This is a genomic window from Arthrobacter sp. ZBG10 (assembly GCF_001238605.1).
Classification (GTDB): Bacteria; Actinomycetota; Actinomycetes; order Actinomycetales; family Micrococcaceae; genus Arthrobacter.
This window is the reverse complement of the sequence record NZ_LFQH01000052.1, coordinates 22,755-42,062: the sequence shown is the minus strand read 5'-3', so window position 1 is coordinate 42,062 and position 19,308 is coordinate 22,755. Positions and strand designations below refer to the sequence as shown.

Annotated in this window: 15 protein-coding genes and 1 tRNA gene; 1 reads left to right on the top strand and 15 read right to left on the bottom strand. The window is 67.8% G+C overall.

The genetic code is table 11. The features are described 5' to 3' along the window. Nucleotides 1–2: 2 nt before the first annotated feature. The 12 genes from ACU18_RS13340 to ACU18_RS13285 all read right to left on the bottom strand — a co-directional run bounded on the left by ACU18_RS13340 (nt 3) and on the right by ACU18_RS13285 (nt 14,781). Nucleotides 3–839 (bottom strand): CDP-alcohol phosphatidyltransferase family protein, encoded by an 837-nt coding sequence (locus tag ACU18_RS13340; protein ID WP_082178326.1) that lies wholly within the window; start codon nt 837–839, stop codon nt 3–5. Further along, the gene (locus ACU18_RS13335) at nt 839–1,990 is read right to left on the bottom strand and encodes a DUF1972 domain-containing protein (protein ID WP_082178325.1); all 1,152 of its coding nucleotides are present in this window, start codon (nt 1,988–1,990) and stop codon (nt 839–841) included. The genes ACU18_RS13340 and ACU18_RS13335 overlap by 1 nt, the downstream gene beginning before the upstream one ends. A 20-nt stretch (nt 1,991–2,010) precedes the next feature. Further along, nucleotides 2,011–2,466, bottom strand: coding sequence for an adenylyltransferase/cytidyltransferase family protein (locus ACU18_RS13330; RefSeq protein ID WP_050686262.1), 456 nt, complete (start codon nt 2,464–2,466; stop codon nt 2,011–2,013). A 418-nt stretch (nt 2,467–2,884) separates the two neighbouring features. Next, nucleotides 2,885–3,334, bottom strand: a complete 450-nt coding sequence (sufU, locus tag ACU18_RS13325) for a Fe-S cluster assembly sulfur transfer protein SufU (protein ID WP_050686261.1) — start codon at nt 3,332–3,334, stop codon at nt 2,885–2,887. Nucleotides 3,335–3,356: 22 nt separating this feature from the next. After that, on the bottom strand, nt 3,357–4,682 hold the full coding sequence (locus ACU18_RS13320; RefSeq protein WP_050686260.1) for a SufS family cysteine desulfurase: 1,326 nt from the start codon (nt 4,680–4,682) through the stop codon (nt 3,357–3,359). Nucleotides 4,683–5,132: 450 nt separating this feature from the next. After that, nucleotides 5,133–7,667 carry a helix-turn-helix domain-containing protein gene (locus ACU18_RS13315; RefSeq protein WP_050686274.1) on the bottom strand — a complete coding sequence of 845 codons (2,535 nt, stop codon included), beginning with the start codon at nt 7,665–7,667 and terminating at the stop codon, nt 5,133–5,135. Between the two features lie 106 nt (nt 7,668–7,773). Beyond that, entirely contained in the window at nt 7,774–10,509 is a 2,736-nt protein-coding gene (locus ACU18_RS13310; protein WP_050686259.1) for a helix-turn-helix transcriptional regulator, read from the bottom strand. Between the two features lie 121 nt (nt 10,510–10,630). After that, nucleotides 10,631–11,221 carry an aminoacyl-tRNA hydrolase gene (pth, locus tag ACU18_RS13305; RefSeq protein ID WP_050686258.1) on the bottom strand — a complete coding sequence of 197 codons (591 nt, stop codon included), beginning with the start codon at nt 11,219–11,221 and terminating at the stop codon, nt 10,631–10,633. Between the two features lie 85 nt (nt 11,222–11,306). After that, entirely contained in the window at nt 11,307–11,897 is a 591-nt protein-coding gene (locus tag ACU18_RS13300) for a 50S ribosomal protein L25/general stress protein Ctc (RefSeq protein ID WP_050686257.1), read from the bottom strand. Between the two features lie 255 nt (nt 11,898–12,152). Further along, nucleotides 12,153–13,133, bottom strand: a complete 981-nt coding sequence (locus ACU18_RS13295; protein WP_050686256.1) for a ribose-phosphate diphosphokinase — start codon at nt 13,131–13,133, stop codon at nt 12,153–12,155. Between the two features lie 2 nt (nt 13,134–13,135). Next, the gene (gene glmU / locus ACU18_RS13290) at nt 13,136–14,614 is read right to left on the bottom strand and encodes a bifunctional UDP-N-acetylglucosamine diphosphorylase/glucosamine-1-phosphate N-acetyltransferase GlmU (protein WP_050686255.1); all 1,479 of its coding nucleotides are present in this window, start codon (nt 14,612–14,614) and stop codon (nt 13,136–13,138) included. A gap of 95 nt (nt 14,615–14,709) precedes the next feature. Next, a tRNA-Gln gene (locus ACU18_RS13285) sits at nt 14,710–14,781 on the bottom strand. Between the two features lie 135 nt (nt 14,782–14,916). On the opposite strand from ACU18_RS13285, the gene ACU18_RS13280 reads away from it, so the two are divergent. Further along, nucleotides 14,917–15,543 (top strand): TetR/AcrR family transcriptional regulator, encoded by a 627-nt coding sequence (locus ACU18_RS13280; protein WP_050686254.1) that lies wholly within the window; start codon nt 14,917–14,919, stop codon nt 15,541–15,543. A gap of 9 nt (nt 15,544–15,552) precedes the next feature. Here ACU18_RS13280 and ACU18_RS13275 read toward each other — a convergent pair whose 3' ends face one another. Genes ACU18_RS13275 through rsmA form a run of 3 tightly spaced genes read right to left on the bottom strand, consistent with a single transcriptional unit; the run spans nt 15,553 to nt 19,240 of the window. Continuing rightward, nucleotides 15,553–17,376 (bottom strand): ABC-F family ATP-binding cassette domain-containing protein, encoded by a 1,824-nt coding sequence (locus ACU18_RS13275; RefSeq protein WP_050686253.1) that lies wholly within the window; start codon nt 17,374–17,376, stop codon nt 15,553–15,555. A 32-nt stretch (nt 17,377–17,408) separates the two neighbouring features. Continuing rightward, complete coding sequence (locus ACU18_RS13270) at nt 17,409–18,371, bottom strand: 4-(cytidine 5'-diphospho)-2-C-methyl-D-erythritol kinase (RefSeq protein WP_050686252.1); 963 nt, start codon at nt 18,369–18,371, stop codon at nt 17,409–17,411. Continuing rightward, entirely contained in the window at nt 18,368–19,240 is an 873-nt protein-coding gene (gene rsmA, locus ACU18_RS13265) for a 16S rRNA (adenine(1518)-N(6)/adenine(1519)-N(6))-dimethyltransferase RsmA (RefSeq protein WP_050686251.1), read from the bottom strand. The genes ACU18_RS13270 and rsmA overlap by 4 nt, the downstream gene beginning before the upstream one ends. Nucleotides 19,241–19,308 lie beyond the last annotated feature (68 nt).

Sequence of the window (19,308 nt, the reverse complement as noted above, 5' to 3'; positions counted from 1 at the left end):
AGTTACGCTCCTGCATCCGACATGGTGGTTCCGATGGCGGGACGACGGTCCCGGCCCAGGCGTGGCTGCGCTCCGTGGACGGCGGTAAGTTCCCGGAACCACTTCACGGAGGACAGTGCCAGGAACGCTGTGGTGGCGGCGAAGATCGCCGTGTAGACGGCCAGGAACACCGGGGTGGCGCCGTAAAGCATAAAGCTGAGGCACAGGACCCCGTAGTCCATGGGGACCACCAGCACGGCGCGGAGCCAGGACGGCGGGGCCCCTTCGTGCTGGCCCGGAACCACCCCGGCCTGCCGACGCAGCTGCTCGGTCAGGATCATGCTGAAAAACACCACTGCCGAGACCACCGCCGAGCCGAGGGGCACCAGGAGCCACACCGGGTCCACCGCCGCGAACCGGTAGAGGCCCACCAGCAGGGCGAGCGGAAGGGTGGAGGTTTTGAGGGCATCCACGATGTGGTCAAGCCACTCCCCCGCCGGCGAACCGGCTCCGGTAAGCCGGGCGAGTTGCCCGTCCGCGGAGTCCAGGGCATAGCCCAGCACTAGGGCCAGTGACACCAGGATCCCCAGCCCCCATGACGGCGGGAAGGAAATCAGCAGGGCGATGCCGGAAAAGGTGAAAAGCGCGCTGATGCCGGTGACCATGTTGGGGGTCAGCCTGGCGCCGAAGGCTGCAGCCGCAAGGTAGCGGCCCATCCTGCGGTTGACGAAACGGGAGTAGGCCGGCGCGCTGCGGGCAGCCGCCTTCTGCGCGCCGGACAGCCTGTCCACGGCGTCCCGGAAGCCGGCGTAGGGCAGCAGTTCCCGGGCTTCCGCAGCTTTGGCGTGCTGGCCCGGCATTACTCGGCCCCCACAGTGGTCTGTTGGGTGCCCCGCTGCACGCGCCGGGCCCGGCGTGGCGCCGGCGCTGTGGCAGCCACCAGGTCAGCGCACAGGCCTTCGTAGCCGTCGGTGACCAGGTCCCAGTCGAACCGGCGGGCCAGGCGCTGTCCCAGGACACCGCGTTCCAGCAGGCCGGGCAGCCCGCTTTCGGCTTCCTCCGCGAGCGCGGCCACGCCTGCAGGGTCGGCGAAGTACCTGCCCGCCGTCGAGAGCACTTCACGGTTGAAGTCCACATCGAATGCGTTGGTGGCGGCCCCCGACCCGATGGCCCGCAGCAGGGACGGGTTGGTGCCGCCCACGCTGTGTCCGTGCCAGTACACCAGGGAGTTTGCGTACAGCTGGTCCAGGAGGTCCTGGTCCCAGACGCCGCCAACAAACCTGACCCGGTCGTCGGCCAGGCTGTGCACCTGGCGGGTGTAGGCATCGGAGTAAGGTGCCGAGCCCACCACAATCAGCGGCTCCTTGGCTTTGCTGCGGACGTAGCCGTCCACCACCATGTGGACGTGGTTTTCGGGCTCGAAGCGGGCCACCACCAGATGATAGCCGCGGGGCTTCAGGCCCAGCTCTGCGAGCTTGTCGGATTTGGTGCCGGCCAGGATCGGGGCACCGTACGGCAGGTAGTAGGTATCGGCGTCGAACCGTTCCCGGTAATACGTCTGGATACCCACGGCGTCGGCGATCAGGGCGTCGGACCAGCGTACGGCCATGGCTTCGGCCCGGCGGTAGTAGCGTTTGCCGGACCCGCCCCACTTGGCCCGCTTCCATTCCAGGCCGTCCACGTGGGTGGCCACCGGAACGCCGGCCGCCCGGATCAGGGGCAGGTAGGGGGCGTTCGCGGCATTGAAGACAATCGCAGCGTCCGGCCGGTGTGCCATCAGGTGCATCACGGACAGGCCCGTGTGGCTGAGCGTTTCCAGTGACCTTTTGTGCATGGCCGGCAGGAACACCAGGTCCATTCCCAGGTAAGTGGAATCCGGCCGGGGACCTGCTCCGGTGTCACGGCAGTAGACCGTAACCTGGTGTCCGCGGGCGCAAAGACGCTGGCCGATCTCCTCGATGGCCGTTTCAAAGCCGCCGTACCTGGCCGGAACCCCGCGGGTACCCACCATCGCTATCCTTAGTCCATTCATCACTGCACCCCCTGGATTCTGTCCGCTGCTGCCGGACGGTTGATGAGTTCAAGAGCGGTCCGCAGGACCGAGCTGGAGGTCTGGACGGTGTAGGGGAAATAGACCACTTCCACCCCCACCTCCGAAAAGACGTGTTCAAGGTGCATTCCGGCAGGCGTGCCGCGCCAGTCGTCGCCCTTGAAAAAGACGGTGAACCGCAGTTCGTCCCAGACCTGGAGCTTCTCCGGTGCGGACTCGGCGTAGACCATGTCCACATAGGTGATGTTGCGGACGATTTCGAGCCGTTCAGCGAGCGGAACCACAGGCGCCCTGCCCTTGGTGAGCTCCAGCTTCTCGTCCGAGACGACGCCCGCAATCAGGTAGTCACACTGCGATTTGGCGTGTTTGAGGATATTCAGGTGACCGATGTGGAAAAGGTCGAACGCGCCCGGGGCATAACCGATTCGAAGACCCATGACTCTGTGCCTCCCCGGTCAGCCGGCCTGCAGGGCCACGGACATCGTGCGGCCCAATGCTGGTGGGGGCGGGGCGAAAGGCTGGCCGGAACGGCGCCGGCGGTGGGAAGGAAGGCCGGCAACGCGGCCCACGCAGGAACCCTGCCGGTTTTTGGGTGCGGAAAATTGACTGGCCTGACTCATCCTGAGACCTTCTCTAGGTAGGTATTTCCTGAGGTGAGGACCAGTCAAGCGGCTTGGCAGTACGGGTGCACCGGTACTTGCTACCTGTCTTGGCAGGGTACTGCTACCTGCATGTACTCATCAGGCAGGTAGCGGGTACTGGTGGTGCAGCCGGGACAGCGGGTGGGGCAGGAACTGCGGTCATCCGCACAGTCCGGTGGGTGGAGGCAGTCCGCGGCGGGCGGCTGCCGGCAGGTCAGGAGGCCTGGTTGAGGGCGTCCTCGGCCGCGACCCAGGAGATCATGGCGCATTTCACGCGCGCCGCATACCTGGCCACGCCCTCGAAGGCTGCAGCATCGCCCAGCAGCGCCGGGTCGGCGGGGACTTTGCCGCGGGAGCGCAGGACGTCCCGGAAGCTGTCGATGACCCCATGCAGTTCGGCCACCGTCATGCCTTCGGCCATTTCGCTGAGCACGGACGCCGAGGCCATGGAGATGGAGCAGCCCGCACCGTCCCAGGAAACCTGGGCCACTTTCCCGTCAGCGACGGCAAGCCGCAGGGTGACTTCGTCGCCGCAGACGGGATTGAGCTGGTGCGACTGGCCGGTAGCCGCGCCTTCGGGGGCCGCTGTGCCGGCCAGCCCGCTGCCGTGGCGCGTTTTGGCGTGGTCCAGAATGATCTGCTGGTACAGCTGGTCAAGGCTCATGGGTACTCCTGGGGTTACGGGACTAGGCGCGGAAGTAGGCCCGCACGCCGGACACAGCATCCAGGAACCGGTCGACGTCGTCGGTGGTGTTGTAGAGGTAGGCGCTGGCCCGCGTGGTGGCGGTCAGCCCCAGGCGGCGGTGCAGCGGCTGGGCGCAATGATGGCCCACCCGGACGGCGATCCCCCGGGAGTCCAGGAACTGCCCCACGTCGTGGGCATGGACACCCTCGACGTCGAACGCGGCCAGCCCGATCCGCTCCTTGCCGGCGGCGGGGCCGAGCACCCGGATGCCGGCGATGGATTCGAGTCCGGTGACCATACGCTGGCCCAGCTCACCTTCCCAACGGTGGATCCGGTCCAGGCCCGTTTCCGTAAGGTAGTTGGCCGCCGCAGCCAGGGCTACGGCCTGGGAGATGCGCTGCGTGCCGGCTTCGAAGCGTTGCGGCGCCGGCAGGTACTCGGCACGCTCCATGGTGACGGTGGTGATCATCGAACCGCCGGTAAGGAAAGGCGGCAGGATGTCCAGGATCTCCTGCTTGCCGTACAGGACGCCGATCCCGGTGGGCGCCAGCATTTTGTGGCCGGAGAAGACAGCGAAGTCAACGTCCAGCGCCTTGACGTCCAGGGCCAGGTGCGGAGCCGACTGGCAGGCGTCCAGGACCACCAGAGCCCCCGCGCTGCGGCCCAGCGCCACGAGTTCCCGGACCGGGTTGATGGTGCCCAGGACGTTGGACGCGTGGGTGAAGGCCAGCACTTTTGTGCGGGGACCAACAATGTCCCGGGCCTGGTCCAGGCGGAGGCTGCCGGTGTCGTCGATGGGGATGAAGCGCAGGACAGCGCCGGTGCGGAACGCCAGCTCCTGCCAGGGGATCAGGTTGGCGTGGTGCTCCATCTCGGTGACCACAATCTCATCACCCGGCTTCAGGGCCAGGTCCTTCAGCCTGGCATCACCCCGGCCCTGGGCTGCCCACAGCGTCGCGTTGGAGAGGGCATAGCTGATCAGGTTCAGGCCCTCCGTGGCGTTGGAGGTCCAGATGGTTTCCTCGTAGCCGGCGCCCACAAAGTCGGCGAGGGTCTGGCGTGCGTCCTCGAAGGCCTCCGTGGCCTCGACGGCGAGGTGGTGGGCGCCGCGGTGCACGGCGGCGTTGCGCTGTTCGTAAAACTCCTGCTCGGCTTCGATCACGCTGAGCGGGTTCTGCGACGTGGCCCCGGAATCAAGGTAGACCAGCTGCTGCCCGTTGACCGTCTGGTTCAGCACGGGGAAGTCGTTGCGGATCCGCAGCACCTCGGCGTCGTCCATGGCCGGCAGGGCACGTTCCAGGGTGGCTGGCGTTGTTACTACGGCCAAAACGAACTCCTTGAGATGCCAACTGTTGACTCTCAATTGTCCCACAACGCAACTGTGGCGGCCGCCCCGGGGGGACGGCCGCCACAGTTTCTCCGGGCTTCAGCCTGCGGAAAGAAGGGCCGGCGACGGCTGGGGGGAGAGTCTCGGTCTCAGAAGACTCTGACGTCGCCGGCCCCGTCTGGAGCCGGCCCCCTTGGTGGGGAGCCGGAACTTTCGGGAGACCTGGTATGCGGGCTGTCCGGCGGCGGTTTCCCCGCTGCTTTCCTTGCCTGCTTAAGTAAAGCGTCGGAGCCCGGACGCGTACACGAGTAGCTTGTACTCGACTTTGAAACGGGTCGGTACTGGGTCCGCCGGAGCCGCGGACTGCAGGCCCGCCACAGGCACACGGACATGCCGGGTCCGGCCGGAAAAACCCGGATGCGCATGTGCCGGGCACACCCGGGTGCTGTACTACTTGGGCAGGGCGGACTCGAGCTCTTCGCGGCTGCGGACGCCGAGCTTGACGTAGGTCCGGTAGAGGTGGCCCTCCACGGTGCGGACGGACACCATCAGCTTCTGGGCGATTTCCCGGTCCGTGTACCCCTGGACGGCCAGGCCAACAATGTCCTGTTCGCGGCGGGTCAGATGGACGGCCGGGGCGGCGGCGATAAACCGGCCTTCCCGGAACCGCTCGCCCAGTTCGTGGTCGCATTTTTCCCGCTGGGCCACGGCCTGCCGGGACCGGCGCCGCTCCCCGGCCTGTTCCAGGAGCGTACTGGCCCTGGCGTATGCCTCACGGGCCAGGTTGACGAAGCCGGCTTCCTCCAGGGCGGCTGCGGTGTCCATCAGGGCATCGCCGTCGCCCACTTCCCAGCCGGCAGCCAGGGTCAGCATGGCGCCGGCCCACCTTCCGTCAACGGTGCGGGCCACGTTCTGCACCATCGGGATGACGGAAGGGTCGCCCAGTTCCCAGCACATGGCGAGCAGTTCAAGGAGCGTGCCGGTCCTGCCGGCGGCCTCGGCGGCCGTGACCAGTGTGTGGAGGGACGCGAGGCCCTTCCCGTCCCTGGCCAGGTACTCCGCTGCAGCGGCGCAGTGGGCGGCTGCCAGGAGGTCGTGGGCCGGGGCCCCTGCCACGGCGTCGCGGCAGTCCCGCTCCAGCCGCTGCGCCTGGGCGGTATCGCCGAGGCGTGCGGCCACATAGAAGCCGAGGGACGCGCCGAACCGGAAAAGCTGCAGCGGGTCGTTGAGCCGGAGGGCCTCGACGGCGGGCAGCAGCACCTGGTAGGCGCGTTCCATCCTGCCCTGCCGCAGCAGCGAGTAGCCGCGCAGGATCTGCAGGCTGCCGTTGAACACGGCGTGCCCGGGTGAGTGCGCCGAGGCGTAGTTGTTCAGCTCGCGTTCCGCGGTTTCCCATTCGCCCATGGCCAGGTAGGCGCTGACCAGCCGGCCCAGGACCAGTTCCGGGAAGAAAAACAGGCTGCCTTCAAGCGCGGGAAGCTCGGACGCCGCCATCAGGGCGGCTTCCACCCCCTCATCGGCCCGGCCCGCGGCGGTCAGGGCGTGGGCCAGCAACGCCCCGCCCATGGCATGCAGGGGCAGGCCGGTGGCACCGTCAACAGCGCTGCCTGCTGCGGTACCCACTTCCGCGGCGAGCCCGGCGGCGTCCAGCTCACCACCGCTGCGAAGCAGGGCCATCAGGGTCAGCGGCCACTGCGGCGTCCCTGCCACACCGGTAACCGCCACCACCTCCTCGGCGAGGCCCGCGAGGGACTGGCCGTTGGCCTGGTGGGCGAAGGCACGCAGCAGCAGCACGGCAGGGCCATCGGCGTGGTTGAGCAGGGCCTCCCAGCAGCCGTCCAGCAGGGATGCCGCTTCCAGGTAGTACCCGTCGTTGAAGAGTGCCCGCGCCTGGATGGCCTGTGCCAGCGGGATCAGCGCCGGGTCCTGGACCTTTGAGGCGATCATGCGGGCGCTGGTATTGCGGAACCGGTCCAGGGCTTCCCGTGAGGCCTCGATCAGCGCGGCGTCAGGGATCCGCAGCCCGCACTCCAGGGCCCACTCCACGGAACGGGTCCGGCCTTCGCCGTGCAGCAAGGTATCGGGCAGGTGCGGCCGGGTTTTTTCGAGCAGCTGCAGGCTCCTGGACACCGAGATGGTGTTCCTGATGGTTTGGGCCAGGAGCACGTTCCCCAGGGACAGTTCGGCCGGAATCGATGGGTGTTCCACCACCACCTGCTGCTCCAGGAGCGAGCGGACCACGGCGGCTCCGCTGATGTCCTCGATGGCCTTGCGGCTCACGGGACCGGCCAGGGCGACCAGTTTCAGGGCTTCCTGCTCGTCCTGCGGGCGGCGGAGGTGCTCCTTGGCCACCACTGAGCCGATTCGGTCCCCGTCGGAGGGCAGTGGGCCCAGCAGGATCCAGATCCCGTTCCGTTTGGACAGCACCCCGGCCTCGGCTGCATCGTGCAGGAGCGCATCCAGGATGCGGGGGTTTCCGCCGGATGCGCTCCAGACCGCATCCACAGTGGCTGCCGGGACGGTGCCGTCCAGTACATGCGCCAGCACTTCCTCGATCTGCTCCCTGTTGAGCAGGCGCAGGTCCACCCGCTCGGCGAGGCCGTCGTACCAGAGCTGGTCCAGGGGCCGCGGCAGCCCGGGCCGTGGCCTGGCGGCGGCCACCACGGTGGCCCAGCCGGCCGAGATCAGGTCCGCCACCACGCCGGCTGAGCCCTCGTCCAGGTAGTGTGCGTCGTCCACCACCAGGAGGACCGGCGCTCCGTTGACGGTTTTCAGTTTCTCGAAGTACGTCCACATGGACCGCAGCACTGCCACCGGGGAAATCGATTCCTCCGCCGTGAGATCCGCGGTGTAAGGGGTCAGGACTCCGAACGGAACATTGGAAAGCGCGGAACTGCCGTGCATCTGCAGGACATTGAGTTCATCCGACAAACGCTCAACGATCCCGTCCGTCAGCGATGTTTTACCGAGGCCCGGACCCGCCATAACGTAGACCGCCTGGCTGGCACGGTTGCGGATGACCGCCGTGATCCGGTCGAGCGGTTCGCGCCGGCCCGGTAGGGCGCGGTGCGGGCCTGCGGTTTTGGAGCCGTTAGACAAGTCCAGTCAGATCACCTCTGGAAGTTACGCCGAGCTTGGTGAAGACCTGGTACAGGTGGCCTTCGACGGTTCGGACTGACACGCCCATTTCAAGGGCGATGTCGCGGTTGGAAGCGCCCCGCCCGGCCAGGCGGGCAATTTGGCGTTCCCTGCTGGTCAGCAACGGGCTGCCGCTGCTGGGCACGATGGGCAGGTTGGTGACGGTGGCAGCCAGGATGTCCAGCCGGGCCTGGGCTGTCCGGGCGGACGCGGCATCCCCGTCCTGGCGGGCAAAATCGACGGCGAGGGCCATGCACCTGGCCTCGACGGCCTCCAGTTCCAGGGTGGCAGCGATTTCGCCGCCGGCCAGCAGGGTTTTTGCGTCCTTGGTGCGGCTGCCGATGGCGATAAGCCGGGACACTTCGGCCAGCGGCCCCTGGCGGTGCGCCGCGATGTCCTCGAGGAGCCGGAACTCGGGGTCGCTGCCGTTGACGGTGGCCGCCAGCAGATACAGGCCGGCCACGGTGAAGCGCTCGTCGGCAAGGTTTGCCTCGGCCGCAAGTTTGAGGGCGCCGGCGGCGTCCGGATCGCCCAGCCAGCGTCCGGCCACCAGGGTGCAGAAGGTAATCACGCATTCGGTGGCGAAGTCCGCCGTGCCCGGCACGCGATGAAGTTTGGCGAGGTATTTCCTGGCAGCAGCAGGGTTGCCGATCTGGGCGTAGGCCAGTGCCGTGGCGGAATACGCGCAGCGGAGCCCGCTCTGGGTGGGATGGATCTCCAGCTGTGCCACAGCGGAGATCAGCGGTTCGAGGGCTTCGGTTCCGCGTCCGGAGAAAGCGTAGGCAACGCCGACCGCCAGTTCGTGGGCGGAATCCTGCTGCGAGATGCGGTTGGGCTCCTCGGTGCTTTGGGGACCCAGGAAGTCGATGCAGCGCCGCCACTGCCCGGCCAGCAGCAGCACCAGGTAGGCATCGCGGGTATACCGCTCGCGGATGCCCACAACGTGGGAGGCGTCGGTGAGCTGGCCACCCAGCTGCCGCATCAGGCTGAGCGCTTCCATCTCCCGCCCGGTCAGCGCCCGGGCTGTCATCAGGATGATGGCGGCGTTCATCCGGAAGCCGGTGTCCGGGTTCCGGGCGGGGTCCGCGGCGTGCTCCAGGGCGGGAATGATCGCAGCGTAGTTGCCCACAAACGCCTGGTATTCGAAGTCGCTCAGGGCGATGCGGTTGACCGCCACGGCGACCGGGTCAGGCCAGGCGGCAGCGTGTCCGGCGGCGGCCAGCCGGTCACGGGCCTGCACCAGGAGGCCCGGGACGGCCCGGGTCTTCTCCGGGATCCAGAGCATCACCTGGGACGTTGCGGCGATGACCTCGGCGTATTCCGTGGCGCCGAGGGCGTCCAGCTCCGCAGCGGAGATGCCTTCAAGGGTGGCCAGGGACTGGAGCGGGAGGTCCAGCTGCAGGTAGGCGGCAGCTTTTTGGCGCTGCGCCGGAACCCACAGCGGGTGGCTGCGTGGCAGCATATCGGCGTACGCCAGGGCGGTGCGCGGGTCAAAGAGCTGGACAGCTGCTGCTGCCGCCGCGAAGGCCAGGCCCGGGCTGAGGTCCGCCTCGCACTCATGCGTCCAGGCGGCGAAGGCCAGCAGCTCCTCCGTGCTCATGCCGGCGGGATCAGGTTCCGCACCGCCCAGGAGCATGCTGCGGAGCTCGCGGCGACGGGCGATGCTCAGCCAGGTCCGTACCACGTCCCCGATGTACTTCTCGCGGAGTGTCACCCAGCGGTGGTCGGATCCCTCGATTTCGAGGAGGCCTTCATCCTCCATGTCCGCCACCACGTCGGCGCTGAAGATGGCCGTCAGGCGGGACAGCTCCACACTGCGGGCGCAGGACAGCATTTCGATGACTTCGCGGGTTTCAGCGGTTTCCCGGGACCATCGCGAGCGGACAATGTCGTCCAGGCTGGCTGCGCCGTCCAGCACCACCTTGTCCCGGAGGGTCCAGACTTCATCGGAGAGGACCAGGTTGCCGGAGTGTTGCTGCTCGGTGACCAGCGCCTTGAGCAGCAACGGGTTTCCGCCCACCATGTTGTGGTACGTGGCGACCAGGGACGCGGAGACCCGGTGCCCCAGCAGCGACAGCAGCACCTGGCGGGTCTGGAGCTCATTGAGGTTGTCCAGCCGTACTTCGGTGATCCGCCTGTCAGCCAGCAGCCAGTGGAAATCATCCGGCAGGTCACTGGTCCGGGGCGCCACGGCGACGATCTTCGCAGTGCCGGTCAGCAGGACGTTCAGCAGCACGCCGGCGCTCATGTCATCGATACCGCCGGAAGTATCGAGGGTGATGATGCACGGCCGCCCGGCAGCGTCGCTGCGGATCAGGGATGTGATGCCGCGCAGGATCGCGGTGGGCGAACCCATGTAGGCCTGGGGCAGGCGGGCCAGCAGGAAGGACAGGCAGCCGTAGGGGGCACTGGAACCGGCAGGGGCGCTGCGGAGCTGGAGGGACCACACGTCGGGGCCAAGGTCATTGACGGCGGCGCGGGCCAGGGAGGACTTGCCCACACCACGGCTGCCGGTGATGACCACGCCCAGGGAGTCTTCACTGGTCAGGGCAGTACGGACGGAATCGAGGTTGGCGCCGCGGGCGGGAGCGGACCACTGTTGGATCCCGGGCATGGCAGGAGCCTGGCTGCGCAGCCCGGCCCCGTTCGGCGTTGACCCACGTCCCCAGCTCAGTGGCTCGATTGACATGCACTATCCCCTACATCCAGCGGTAACGGGATGTAGCTCCATTGCTCCCCCGCATAGGAAGTACAGTACCCCGTCGCTGAGACAAGGAAACAGGTGGTACGCGGAATAAGTTCGCGTGTTGCTAGCTTGCGGGCTTCGCCGGGTGGAATTTCTGCTGCGCGGCCATCAGCCCGTCCCGGACCAGGGCGTCCACCGCATCCGCCGCTTCGTCCAGGAGGAACGGCAGTTCCTTTTTCTCGGCGGTACCGAAGTCCCGCAGCACAAAGTCGGCGGTGTCCATGCGTCCCGGTGGCCGGCCCACGCCCACCCGGACCCGGAGGTAGTCCTTGGTGGCCAGGGCCCTGGAGATGTCGCGGAGGCCGTTGTGCCCGCCCTCCCCGCCGCCGGTCTTCAGTTTCACCGTATTAAAAGGGATGTCGATTTCGTCGTGGACTGCCACGACGTGGTCCGGGTTGATCCCGTAGAAGCCGGCCAGGGCCGCCACCGGGCCGCCGGAGACGTTCATGTAGCAGAGCGGTTTTGCGAGCACCACGCGCGGACCGCCGATGCCGAGCCGCCCTTCGAGCACCTGGGCCCGCATTTTGGAGCTTTTGAAGTTTGCACCCATGCGGCCGGCGAGCTCATCAAGCACCATCTGGCCAACGTTGTGCCGGTTGGCCTGGTACTGGGTTCCGGGGTTGCCAAGGCCGGCGATCAGCCAGGTATCGGTCATGGGATCATCCTAGGTCGGGCTGCGGGTAAATACCTGTGGCCGGACCCCCAGTGGGGATCCGGCCACAGGCGGGACATACCGGTTGTTACTCGGCTGCTGCCGGAGCTGCAGCGGCGTCTTCGGCTTCGTCTTCTTCGATCTCGATGGCCTCGGAGATGTTGACAACGAGAGCTTCGGCATCGGTCAGCAGGACCGAACCCTTGGGCAGGTCCAGGTCCGAAGCGTGGATGTGCTGGCCTGCTTCGCGGCCTTCGATGTTGACCACAACGGAGGTGGGCAGGTGGGTTGCTTCAGCTTCGAGGGAGACAACCGTCAGTTCGAGGTTGTGGACGGTACCCGGAGCGGTTTCGCCTTCGAGGTGCACAGCCACGTCAACGGTGACCTTTTCGCCCTGGCGGACGGTCAGGAGGTCGATGTGCTCGATGATCTGCTTGATCGGGTCGCGCTGGACATCCTTGACCAGGGCCAGGTGGCCTTCGCCGTTGATGTCCAGGGCCAGCAGGGCGTTGGCCGTGCGGACGGCCAGGGTGGTGGCCTTGGCCGGCAGGGTGATGTGGATCGGCTCTGCGCCGTGGCCGTAGATAACGGCGGGGATGAGGTTGGCCATCCGGGCGCGGCGGGCGTAGCCCTTGCCGAATTCGGTGCGCAGTTCTGCTGCGAGTTTCTGCTCAGACATGGAAATCTCCTTGAATCCTAAACGGTGTTCAGCAAGGGCGGAGGTCTGGTGCGACCTTCAACGCCAGGCGGCCGGAAGGCCTGCAGGAGAAGAGGTGGAACAGACCCAGTCGATTACGGAGACCATCAGCCGGCTTCCCGGTTGCTCTCCCTCGCCAAGGTATCGCTGGCAAGCTTACCAGCGCGGGGGCCCATTCCTGAAAACGGGCCGGGCCCGCCCGGCAGATCCTGCCGGGCGGGCCCGTGGGCGGCGCTGCTAGGCGTTGCCGTCGAAGAGGCTGGTGACCGAACCGTCGTCGAACACTTCGCGGATGGCGCGGGCGATCAACGGTGCGATGGACAGCACCGTCAGCTGCGGGAACCGCTGGGACGCGTGCAGCGGGAGGGTGTTGGTGACCACCACTTCCCGGGCGCCGGACTCGGACAGGCGCCGGGCGGCGGGCTCGGAGAACACGGCGTGGGTGGCGGCGATGATAACGTCCTTGGCCCCTGCGTTCTTCAGGACCTGCACGGCCCCCGAGATGGTTCCGCCGGTGTCGATCATGTCATCGATCAGGACGCAGGTGCGGCCTTCGATCTGGCCCACCACGGTTTTGGACACGGCCTGGTTGGGGACCGTCAGGTCACGGCTCTTGTGCACAAACGCCAGCGGCGCGCCGCCCAGGCGTTCCGCCCACTGTTCGGCGACGCGGACGCGGCCGGTGTCCGGGGAGACAACGGTGATGTTGTCCTCGTTCACGCGGGTCCGGATGTAGTCCGCCAGCAGCGGGATGGCCATCAGGTGGTCCACGGGGCCGTCGAAGAAGCCCTGGATCTGGGAGGTGTGCAGGTCAACGCTCATGATGCGGTCTGCGCCGGCGGTCTTGTAGAGGTCAGCCACCAGGCGGGCGGAGATCGGCTCGCGGCCGCGGCCCTTTTTGTCCTGCCGGGCGTAGGGGTAGAACGGGGACACCACGGTGATCCGCTTGGCCGAGGCCCGCTTCAGCGAATCGATCATGATCAGCTGTTCCATCAGGTGGTTGTTCAGCGGGGCCGGGTGGGCCTGGATGACAAACGCGTCGGTGCCGCGGACGCTCTCACCTGCCCGGACGTAGATCTCGCCGTTGGCGAAGTCGTAGGCGTCGATGGGCAGCAGTTCGGTGCCAAGCTCCTGGGCGATTTCCCGCGCCAGCTCCGGGTGGGCCCGCCCGGTGGCGAGCACCAGCTTCTTCTCGCCGTGCGCCGTAATTTCGCTCATTATTACTTGCCCTCTTCTGTAGATGCCGGGGTGGTGGAGGTATCTGGGGTGGCCGCCTGGGCCAGTTCGGCGGAGCGCGTTCCGGGCCGGTTGGCGGGCACCCAGCCTTCGGCGTTGCGCTGCGCAGCGACGCTGAGCACCAGCGCGCCGGCGGGGACGTCCTTGCGGATCACGGCGCCGGCGCCGCTGTACGCGCCGTCGCCTACCGTGACGGGGGCAACAAAGACGGTGTTGGAACCTGTCCGGACGCCCGAGCCGATCACCGTGCGGTGCTTCTTTTCGCCGTCGTAATTGGCGGTGATGTTGCCGCAGCCGATGTTGGTGTCCTCGCCGATTTCGGCGTCGCCCGCGTAGCCGAGGTGCGACAGTTTGGAGCCGCGCCCGATCGTCACGTTTTTGGTTTCGTAGAAGGCACCGATTTTGCCGGTCTCGCCAAGGACGGTACCGGGCCGCACATAGGTGAAGGGCCCGACGGCGGCGCCCGCGCCGATCACGGCACCGGAACCGTGGGTGCGGGTCACCGTGGCGCCCTCGCCGATGGTGACGTCCGTCAGGGTGGTATCGGGGCCCACGACGGCGTCGCGCGCCACATGGGTGCGGCCGTGCAGCTGGGTGTTGGGCAGGATCCGGACGTCCTCGTCGAGCGTTACGGACGGGTCGATCCAGGTGGTCGCCGGGTCAACAACAGTGACCCCGGCCCGCATCCAGGCTTCGACGGTGCGGCGGTTCAGTTCAGCGCCGAGCGCCGACAGCTGGACCCGGTCGTTGGCGCCTTCAACCTGCCAGCGGTCGGTGGTGGCCACCGCTGCGACCCTGCCGCCGGCTTCACGGGCCAGGCCCAGCACGTCGGTCAGGTATTTTTCACCCTGGGCGTTGTTGGTGGTCACGTGGCCCAGCGCGTCGCGGAGCACGGCGGCGTCGAAGGCGTAGATGCCCGAATTGACCTCACGGATCAAAAGCTCGTCCGCTGACGCGTCCTTGTGCTCCCGGATCCCGGTGACGGTCCCGTCGGCGGCGCGCAGGATCCGGCCGTAGCCGGCGGCGTCGGCCAGGACCGCGGTCAGCACGGTGACGGCGTTGCCGTCGCGTTCGTGCGTGGCCACCAGTTCGGCGAGCAGGGATCCGGTCAGGAGCGGGACGTCGCCGTAGGTCACAACCACGGTGCCGGCCAGGCGCTGCTGTCCGTCCAGCGCCTGAACGGCGGCTTCCACGGCGCGGCCGGTTCCGGGGACCTCGTCCTGGTCCACGATCAGCGCTTCCGGGTCCAGGCCGGTGAGGTGGCCGGCCACCAGGTCACGCTCGTGGCGGACCACCACAGCGAGCCGGCGCGGGCTGATGCTGCGTGCCGCGTTGAGGGCGTGACCCACCATGGACAGGCCGCCGATTTCGTGCAGGATCTTCGGGGTACGGGATTTCATCCGGGTGCCGGCGCCTGCCGCCAGAACGATTACGGCGGCTGGGCCGGCATTCTCAGAAGTCACGTACGGGCTCTCCTCGTTGGTTGCTGGCCCGGGGGCCGGCCGACCAGGCGGCGCGGCGCCCGAAGGCCATCCTGCTGAACGATCTCGTCAAGCAGTTCCGCCCATAGGATTCGAACCTATACTCCACGGCTCCAAAGGCCGGGGTGCTGCCATTACACCAGGGCGGACCATGCCGTAGGCGCAAGGCCCGGGCACAAGTCCCTATTTTGCCATGGGTCGGGGGCGGTGCGCGACACGGCCCGGAGCGGGTGCCGCGGGGAGGACTGGAATCCCGGTGCCGGGCGGTGGTGCATGATGGAAATGTGAGCAACAACCCGCCCCGGACGCGAATGACCGGCCTGCAGCGCCGGACCCAGCTGATCGGCGTCGGGCGTGGGCTCTTCGCCGCCCGTGGACTGGACGGCACCACCATCGAGGAAATCGCTGCGTGCGCGGGCGTGTCCAAACCGGTGATCTACGAGCACTTCGGCTCCAAGGAAGGCCTGTACACGCAGGTGGTGGACTTCGAGTTCCGGATCCTGCTGGCAGCCATCAACGACGCCCTCACCCAGGAAGCCAAGCCCCGCGTCCTGGTGGAACGCGCCGCCCTGGCCCTGCTGACGTACATCGAGGACCGGACCGACGGCTTCCGGATCCTGATGCGGGACGCGCCTCCGTCCCAGCCCGAAGGCGCGTTCTCCACCCTGCTCTCCCACGTCACGGCCCGGGTGGAGCACATCCTGTCCGACGAGTTTTCCCGCCGCGGCTTCAGCGGCCGGGACGGCGCCATGTACGCGCAGATGCTGGTGGGCATGGTGGCGATGACCGGCCAGTGGTGGCAGGACAGCCGCCAGCCGGACAAACACACCGTCGCCGCGCACCTGGTGAACCTTGCCTGGAACGGCCTGACCGGCCTGCAGAAGGACCCGGAGCTCCGCAGCGAAGGGTAGGCGCCGGGCCTACTCCCCCAGGACCTCCAGCGCTTCGAGCCATTCAAGTTCAATGCCTTCGCGGTCCCCGGCAAGGTCCTTGAGCTTCCTGTTCAAGTCGCCCATCGCGTCGAAGTCGTTCGCCGCAGTGGCCTTGACCATTTCGTCGTGGATCTTCTTTTCCTGCTGCTCCAGCTTGCCCAGCTGCCGTTCGATCCGGTTTTTGGCTTTCCGGGCATCCCGCTTCTCGGCTTCCGAGCGGCCCGGGGCGGCAGGTGCGGCGGACCCGGACGCACCGGTCACGGGGTTGCCGCCGCCGGTCACGGTGGAGCCGGCGAGTGCCGATTCGCGCAGTTCCAGGTACTGGTCCACCCCGCGCGGCAACGCGCGGATCTTCCCGTCACCCAGGAGCGCCATCTGGTGGTCGGTGACGCGTTCGAGCAGGTAGCGGTCGTGGCTGACCACCACCAGCGTTCCCGGCCAGCCATCCAGGACGTCCTCGACGGCGGCAAGGGTGTCGGTGTCGAGGTCATTGGTGGGCTCATCAAGCATCAGGACGTTCGGTTCGCCCACCAGGAGCCGCAGGAGCTGCAGCCGGCGCCGCTCGCCGCCGGAAAGGTCCTTGACCTGGGTCCACTGCTTCTGGTTGGTGAAGCCAAGCTGTTCCACCAGCTGGCCGGCGGTGAATTCCTTGCCGCCCACGTCGAAGGAGCGCTTTTCCCGCTCAATGACCTCGATGACGCGCAGGTCGGAGACGTCGTCGAGCTCCTTGACTTCCTGGGTCAGGACGGCGCTGACCACCGTTTTGCCACGCTTGACGTTGCCCGAAGTGGGCTGGATTTCGCCGTTGAGCAGTTTGAGCAGCGTGGTTTTGCCGGCACCGTTGACGCCCACCAGTCCCAGGCGTTCGCCGGGGGCGAGCCGGAGGGTGATGTTGTCGAAGAGTTTGGCTCCATCGCCGTCCAGGAGGTCCAGGGACACGTGTTCGAGGTCCAGCACGTCCTTGCCCTGGCGGGCGGTGGCCATCTTGCTCAGCGCCATGGAATCGCGGGGTTCGGGGACGTCGGCGATCAGGGCGTTGGCGGCCTCGATCCGGAACTTGGGCTTGGCGGTCCGGGCGGGGGCGCCGCGCCGCAGCCAGGCCAGCTCCTTTTTGACCAGCTGCTGGCGCTTGCTCTCCACAACGGAGGCGCTTCGGTCACGCTCTGCGCGGGCCAGCACGTAGGCCGCGTAGCCGCCGTCGAACGGGTCGATGATCCCGTCGTGGACTTCCCAGGTCTTGTTGCAGACTTCGTCGAGGAACCAGCGGTCGTGGGTGACCACCAGGAACGCGCCCTGGTTGGCCCGCCACCGGGTTTTGAGGTGTCGGGAAAGCCAGGCGACGCCCTCCACGTCCAGGTGGTTGGTGGGCTCGTCGAGCATGATGACGTCGTGGTCCTCGATCAGCAGCTTGGCCAGGGCCACCCGCCGCTTCTGGCCACCGGAGAGGGCGTGGACGTTGGCGTGCCAGTCCACGTCCGAGACCAGGCCCCCCATGATTTCGCGGATCTGCGGGTTCCGGGCCCACTCGTAGTCCGCCTGGTCCCCCACGATGGCAGCGCCCACGGTGAGGTCTCCGTCCAGCACGTCGCTCTGGTCAAGGTAGCCCACGTTGACCTCGCTGCGTTTGGTGACGCGGCCGGAGTCCGGGGTGGACCTGCCGGCCAGCAGGCGCATCAGGGTGGACTTCCCGTCGCCGTTGCGGCCCACCATGCCGATCCGGTCCCCTTCCTCGAGGCCGATGGTGATGCCGTCCAGGACGGTACGGGTTGCGAACGAAACACTCAGGTTCTCGCCGCCAAGAAGGTGTGCCAAAGGGAACTGCTTTCTGCTGCGGGGCTGAAGATCTACAAAAGGGTGTCGGAAATGATGCGGGCCCCGGGGACGGGGCCGTGCACTGCAAGGGCCGCGTGGCCGTAGCGTCGAAGATCCGTGGCCAGCGCTTCCGCCGCGAGGGGGTCATCGGCGAGCAGTGCCACGGTGGGGCCCGAACCGGACACAAGGCCGGCGATCGCTCCGTGCGATTCGCCGAGTCCCAGCGTATCGCGCAGGGCCGGGGCCAGGTCGATCGCGGCGCGTTGCAGGTCGTTGATGAGGACCCGGCTCAGGGCGTCGGCGTCCCCTCCCCGCAGGGCGGTGAGGATTCCCGGGTCGACGCCGGTGGGCTCGGCGGCCACGATGCCCTCGTCGGCGCGCAGCCGGTCCAGGGTGCGGTAGACGTCAGGGGTGGCCAGGCCGTAGTCGGCGGCCACCAGGACCCAGTGTGTCTGGGCCTTGGCCAGCGCGGGTGAGAGCTGGTCGCCGAGGCCAAGGCCCACGGCCGTGCCGCCCAGGAGCGAGAACGGTACGTCCGCGCCGAGTTCGGCCGCGAGGTGCGCGAGTTCCTCGCGGGAGAGTCCGCTGTTCCACAGCGCATCGCAGGCAAGGAGGGTCGCGGCGGCGTCTGCGGAGCCACCGCCCATGCCACCGGCCACGGGGACCCGTTTGGTAATCTCCAGGTGCACGCCGGTGGCATGTTCGGAAACGTCCGCCATGATGGCGGCCGCCCGGTAGGCGAGGTTGCCGGCGTCGAGCGGAATGTCAACGGCGTCCAGGTCCAGGGAGCTTTCCGGGCTGAGGCTGACGGTGATCCCGGGGCATTCGGTGCTGGTGGCGGCCACTTCCTCGTAGAGGGACACTGCCAGGTAGACGCTGGCCACCGAGTGGTAGCCGTCGTCCCGGAGCGGACCGACGTTGAGGGATACGTTGATTTTCCCGGGCGCCTTGACCCTCACGGTGCGGGCCGGGAACCGCCCGGGGAGGGCGTTCATGACCGGGCCGCCTTGGCTTCCGCGATCCTTGCGAACGCGGCGACGTCGATGACCTCGCCCCTTGCTGTGGGGTCCACGCCGGCAGCCACCAGGCAGCGTTCGGCTTCGGGCGCGCCGCCGGCCCAGCCGGCCAGGGCAGCCCGGAGGGTCTTGCGGCGCTGGGCGAAGGCAGCATCGACGACGGCGAAGACCTGTTCGCGGGTGGCAGTGGTGGCGGGCGGCTCGTGCCGGGTGAAGGCGACCAGCCCTGAGTGGATCTTGGGTGCCGGCCAGAAGACGTTCATGCCGATCACGCCGGCCTTGCGCATCCGGCTGTACCAGGCGGCCTTGACGGACGGCACGCCGTAGGTTTTGGACCCGGGGCCCGCAGCCAGCCGGTCCGCCACCTCATCCTGGACCATAACCAGCCCGTGCTGCAGGCTGGGGAAATGCTGGAGCAGGTGCAGCACCACGGGGACGGCAACGTTGTAGGGCAGGTTTGCCACCAGCGCGGTGGGCTGGACGGGCAGTTCCGTCACCTTCATGGCGTCGGCGTGGACCAGATGGAAGGAGCCGGCCGCGGCGGGACGCCACTGCGCCACCGTTTCGGGAAGTTTGGCTGCCAGGACGGGATCGATTTCGACGGCGACCACGGCCGCGGCGGCGTCGAGGAGGCCCAGGGTCAGCGACCCGAGCCCGGGCCCGACTTCCAGGACCGTTTCCGCCGGGCCCACGCCGGCAGCTGTCACGATCCGGCGGATCGTATTGCCATCGATGACGAAGTTCTGGCCCAGGGTTTTGGTGGGCCTGATCCCGATTTCCTCCGCCAGCCTGCGGATGTCGGTGGCACCGAACAGGGGTGCGGGCGCGGCGGGGATCGGTTCAGTCACCTGAGTATCCTATCCCGGGCGGCGCCGCGGACCTGCCCCGTTAACGGCAGCAGCCGGCCCCGGTGGGT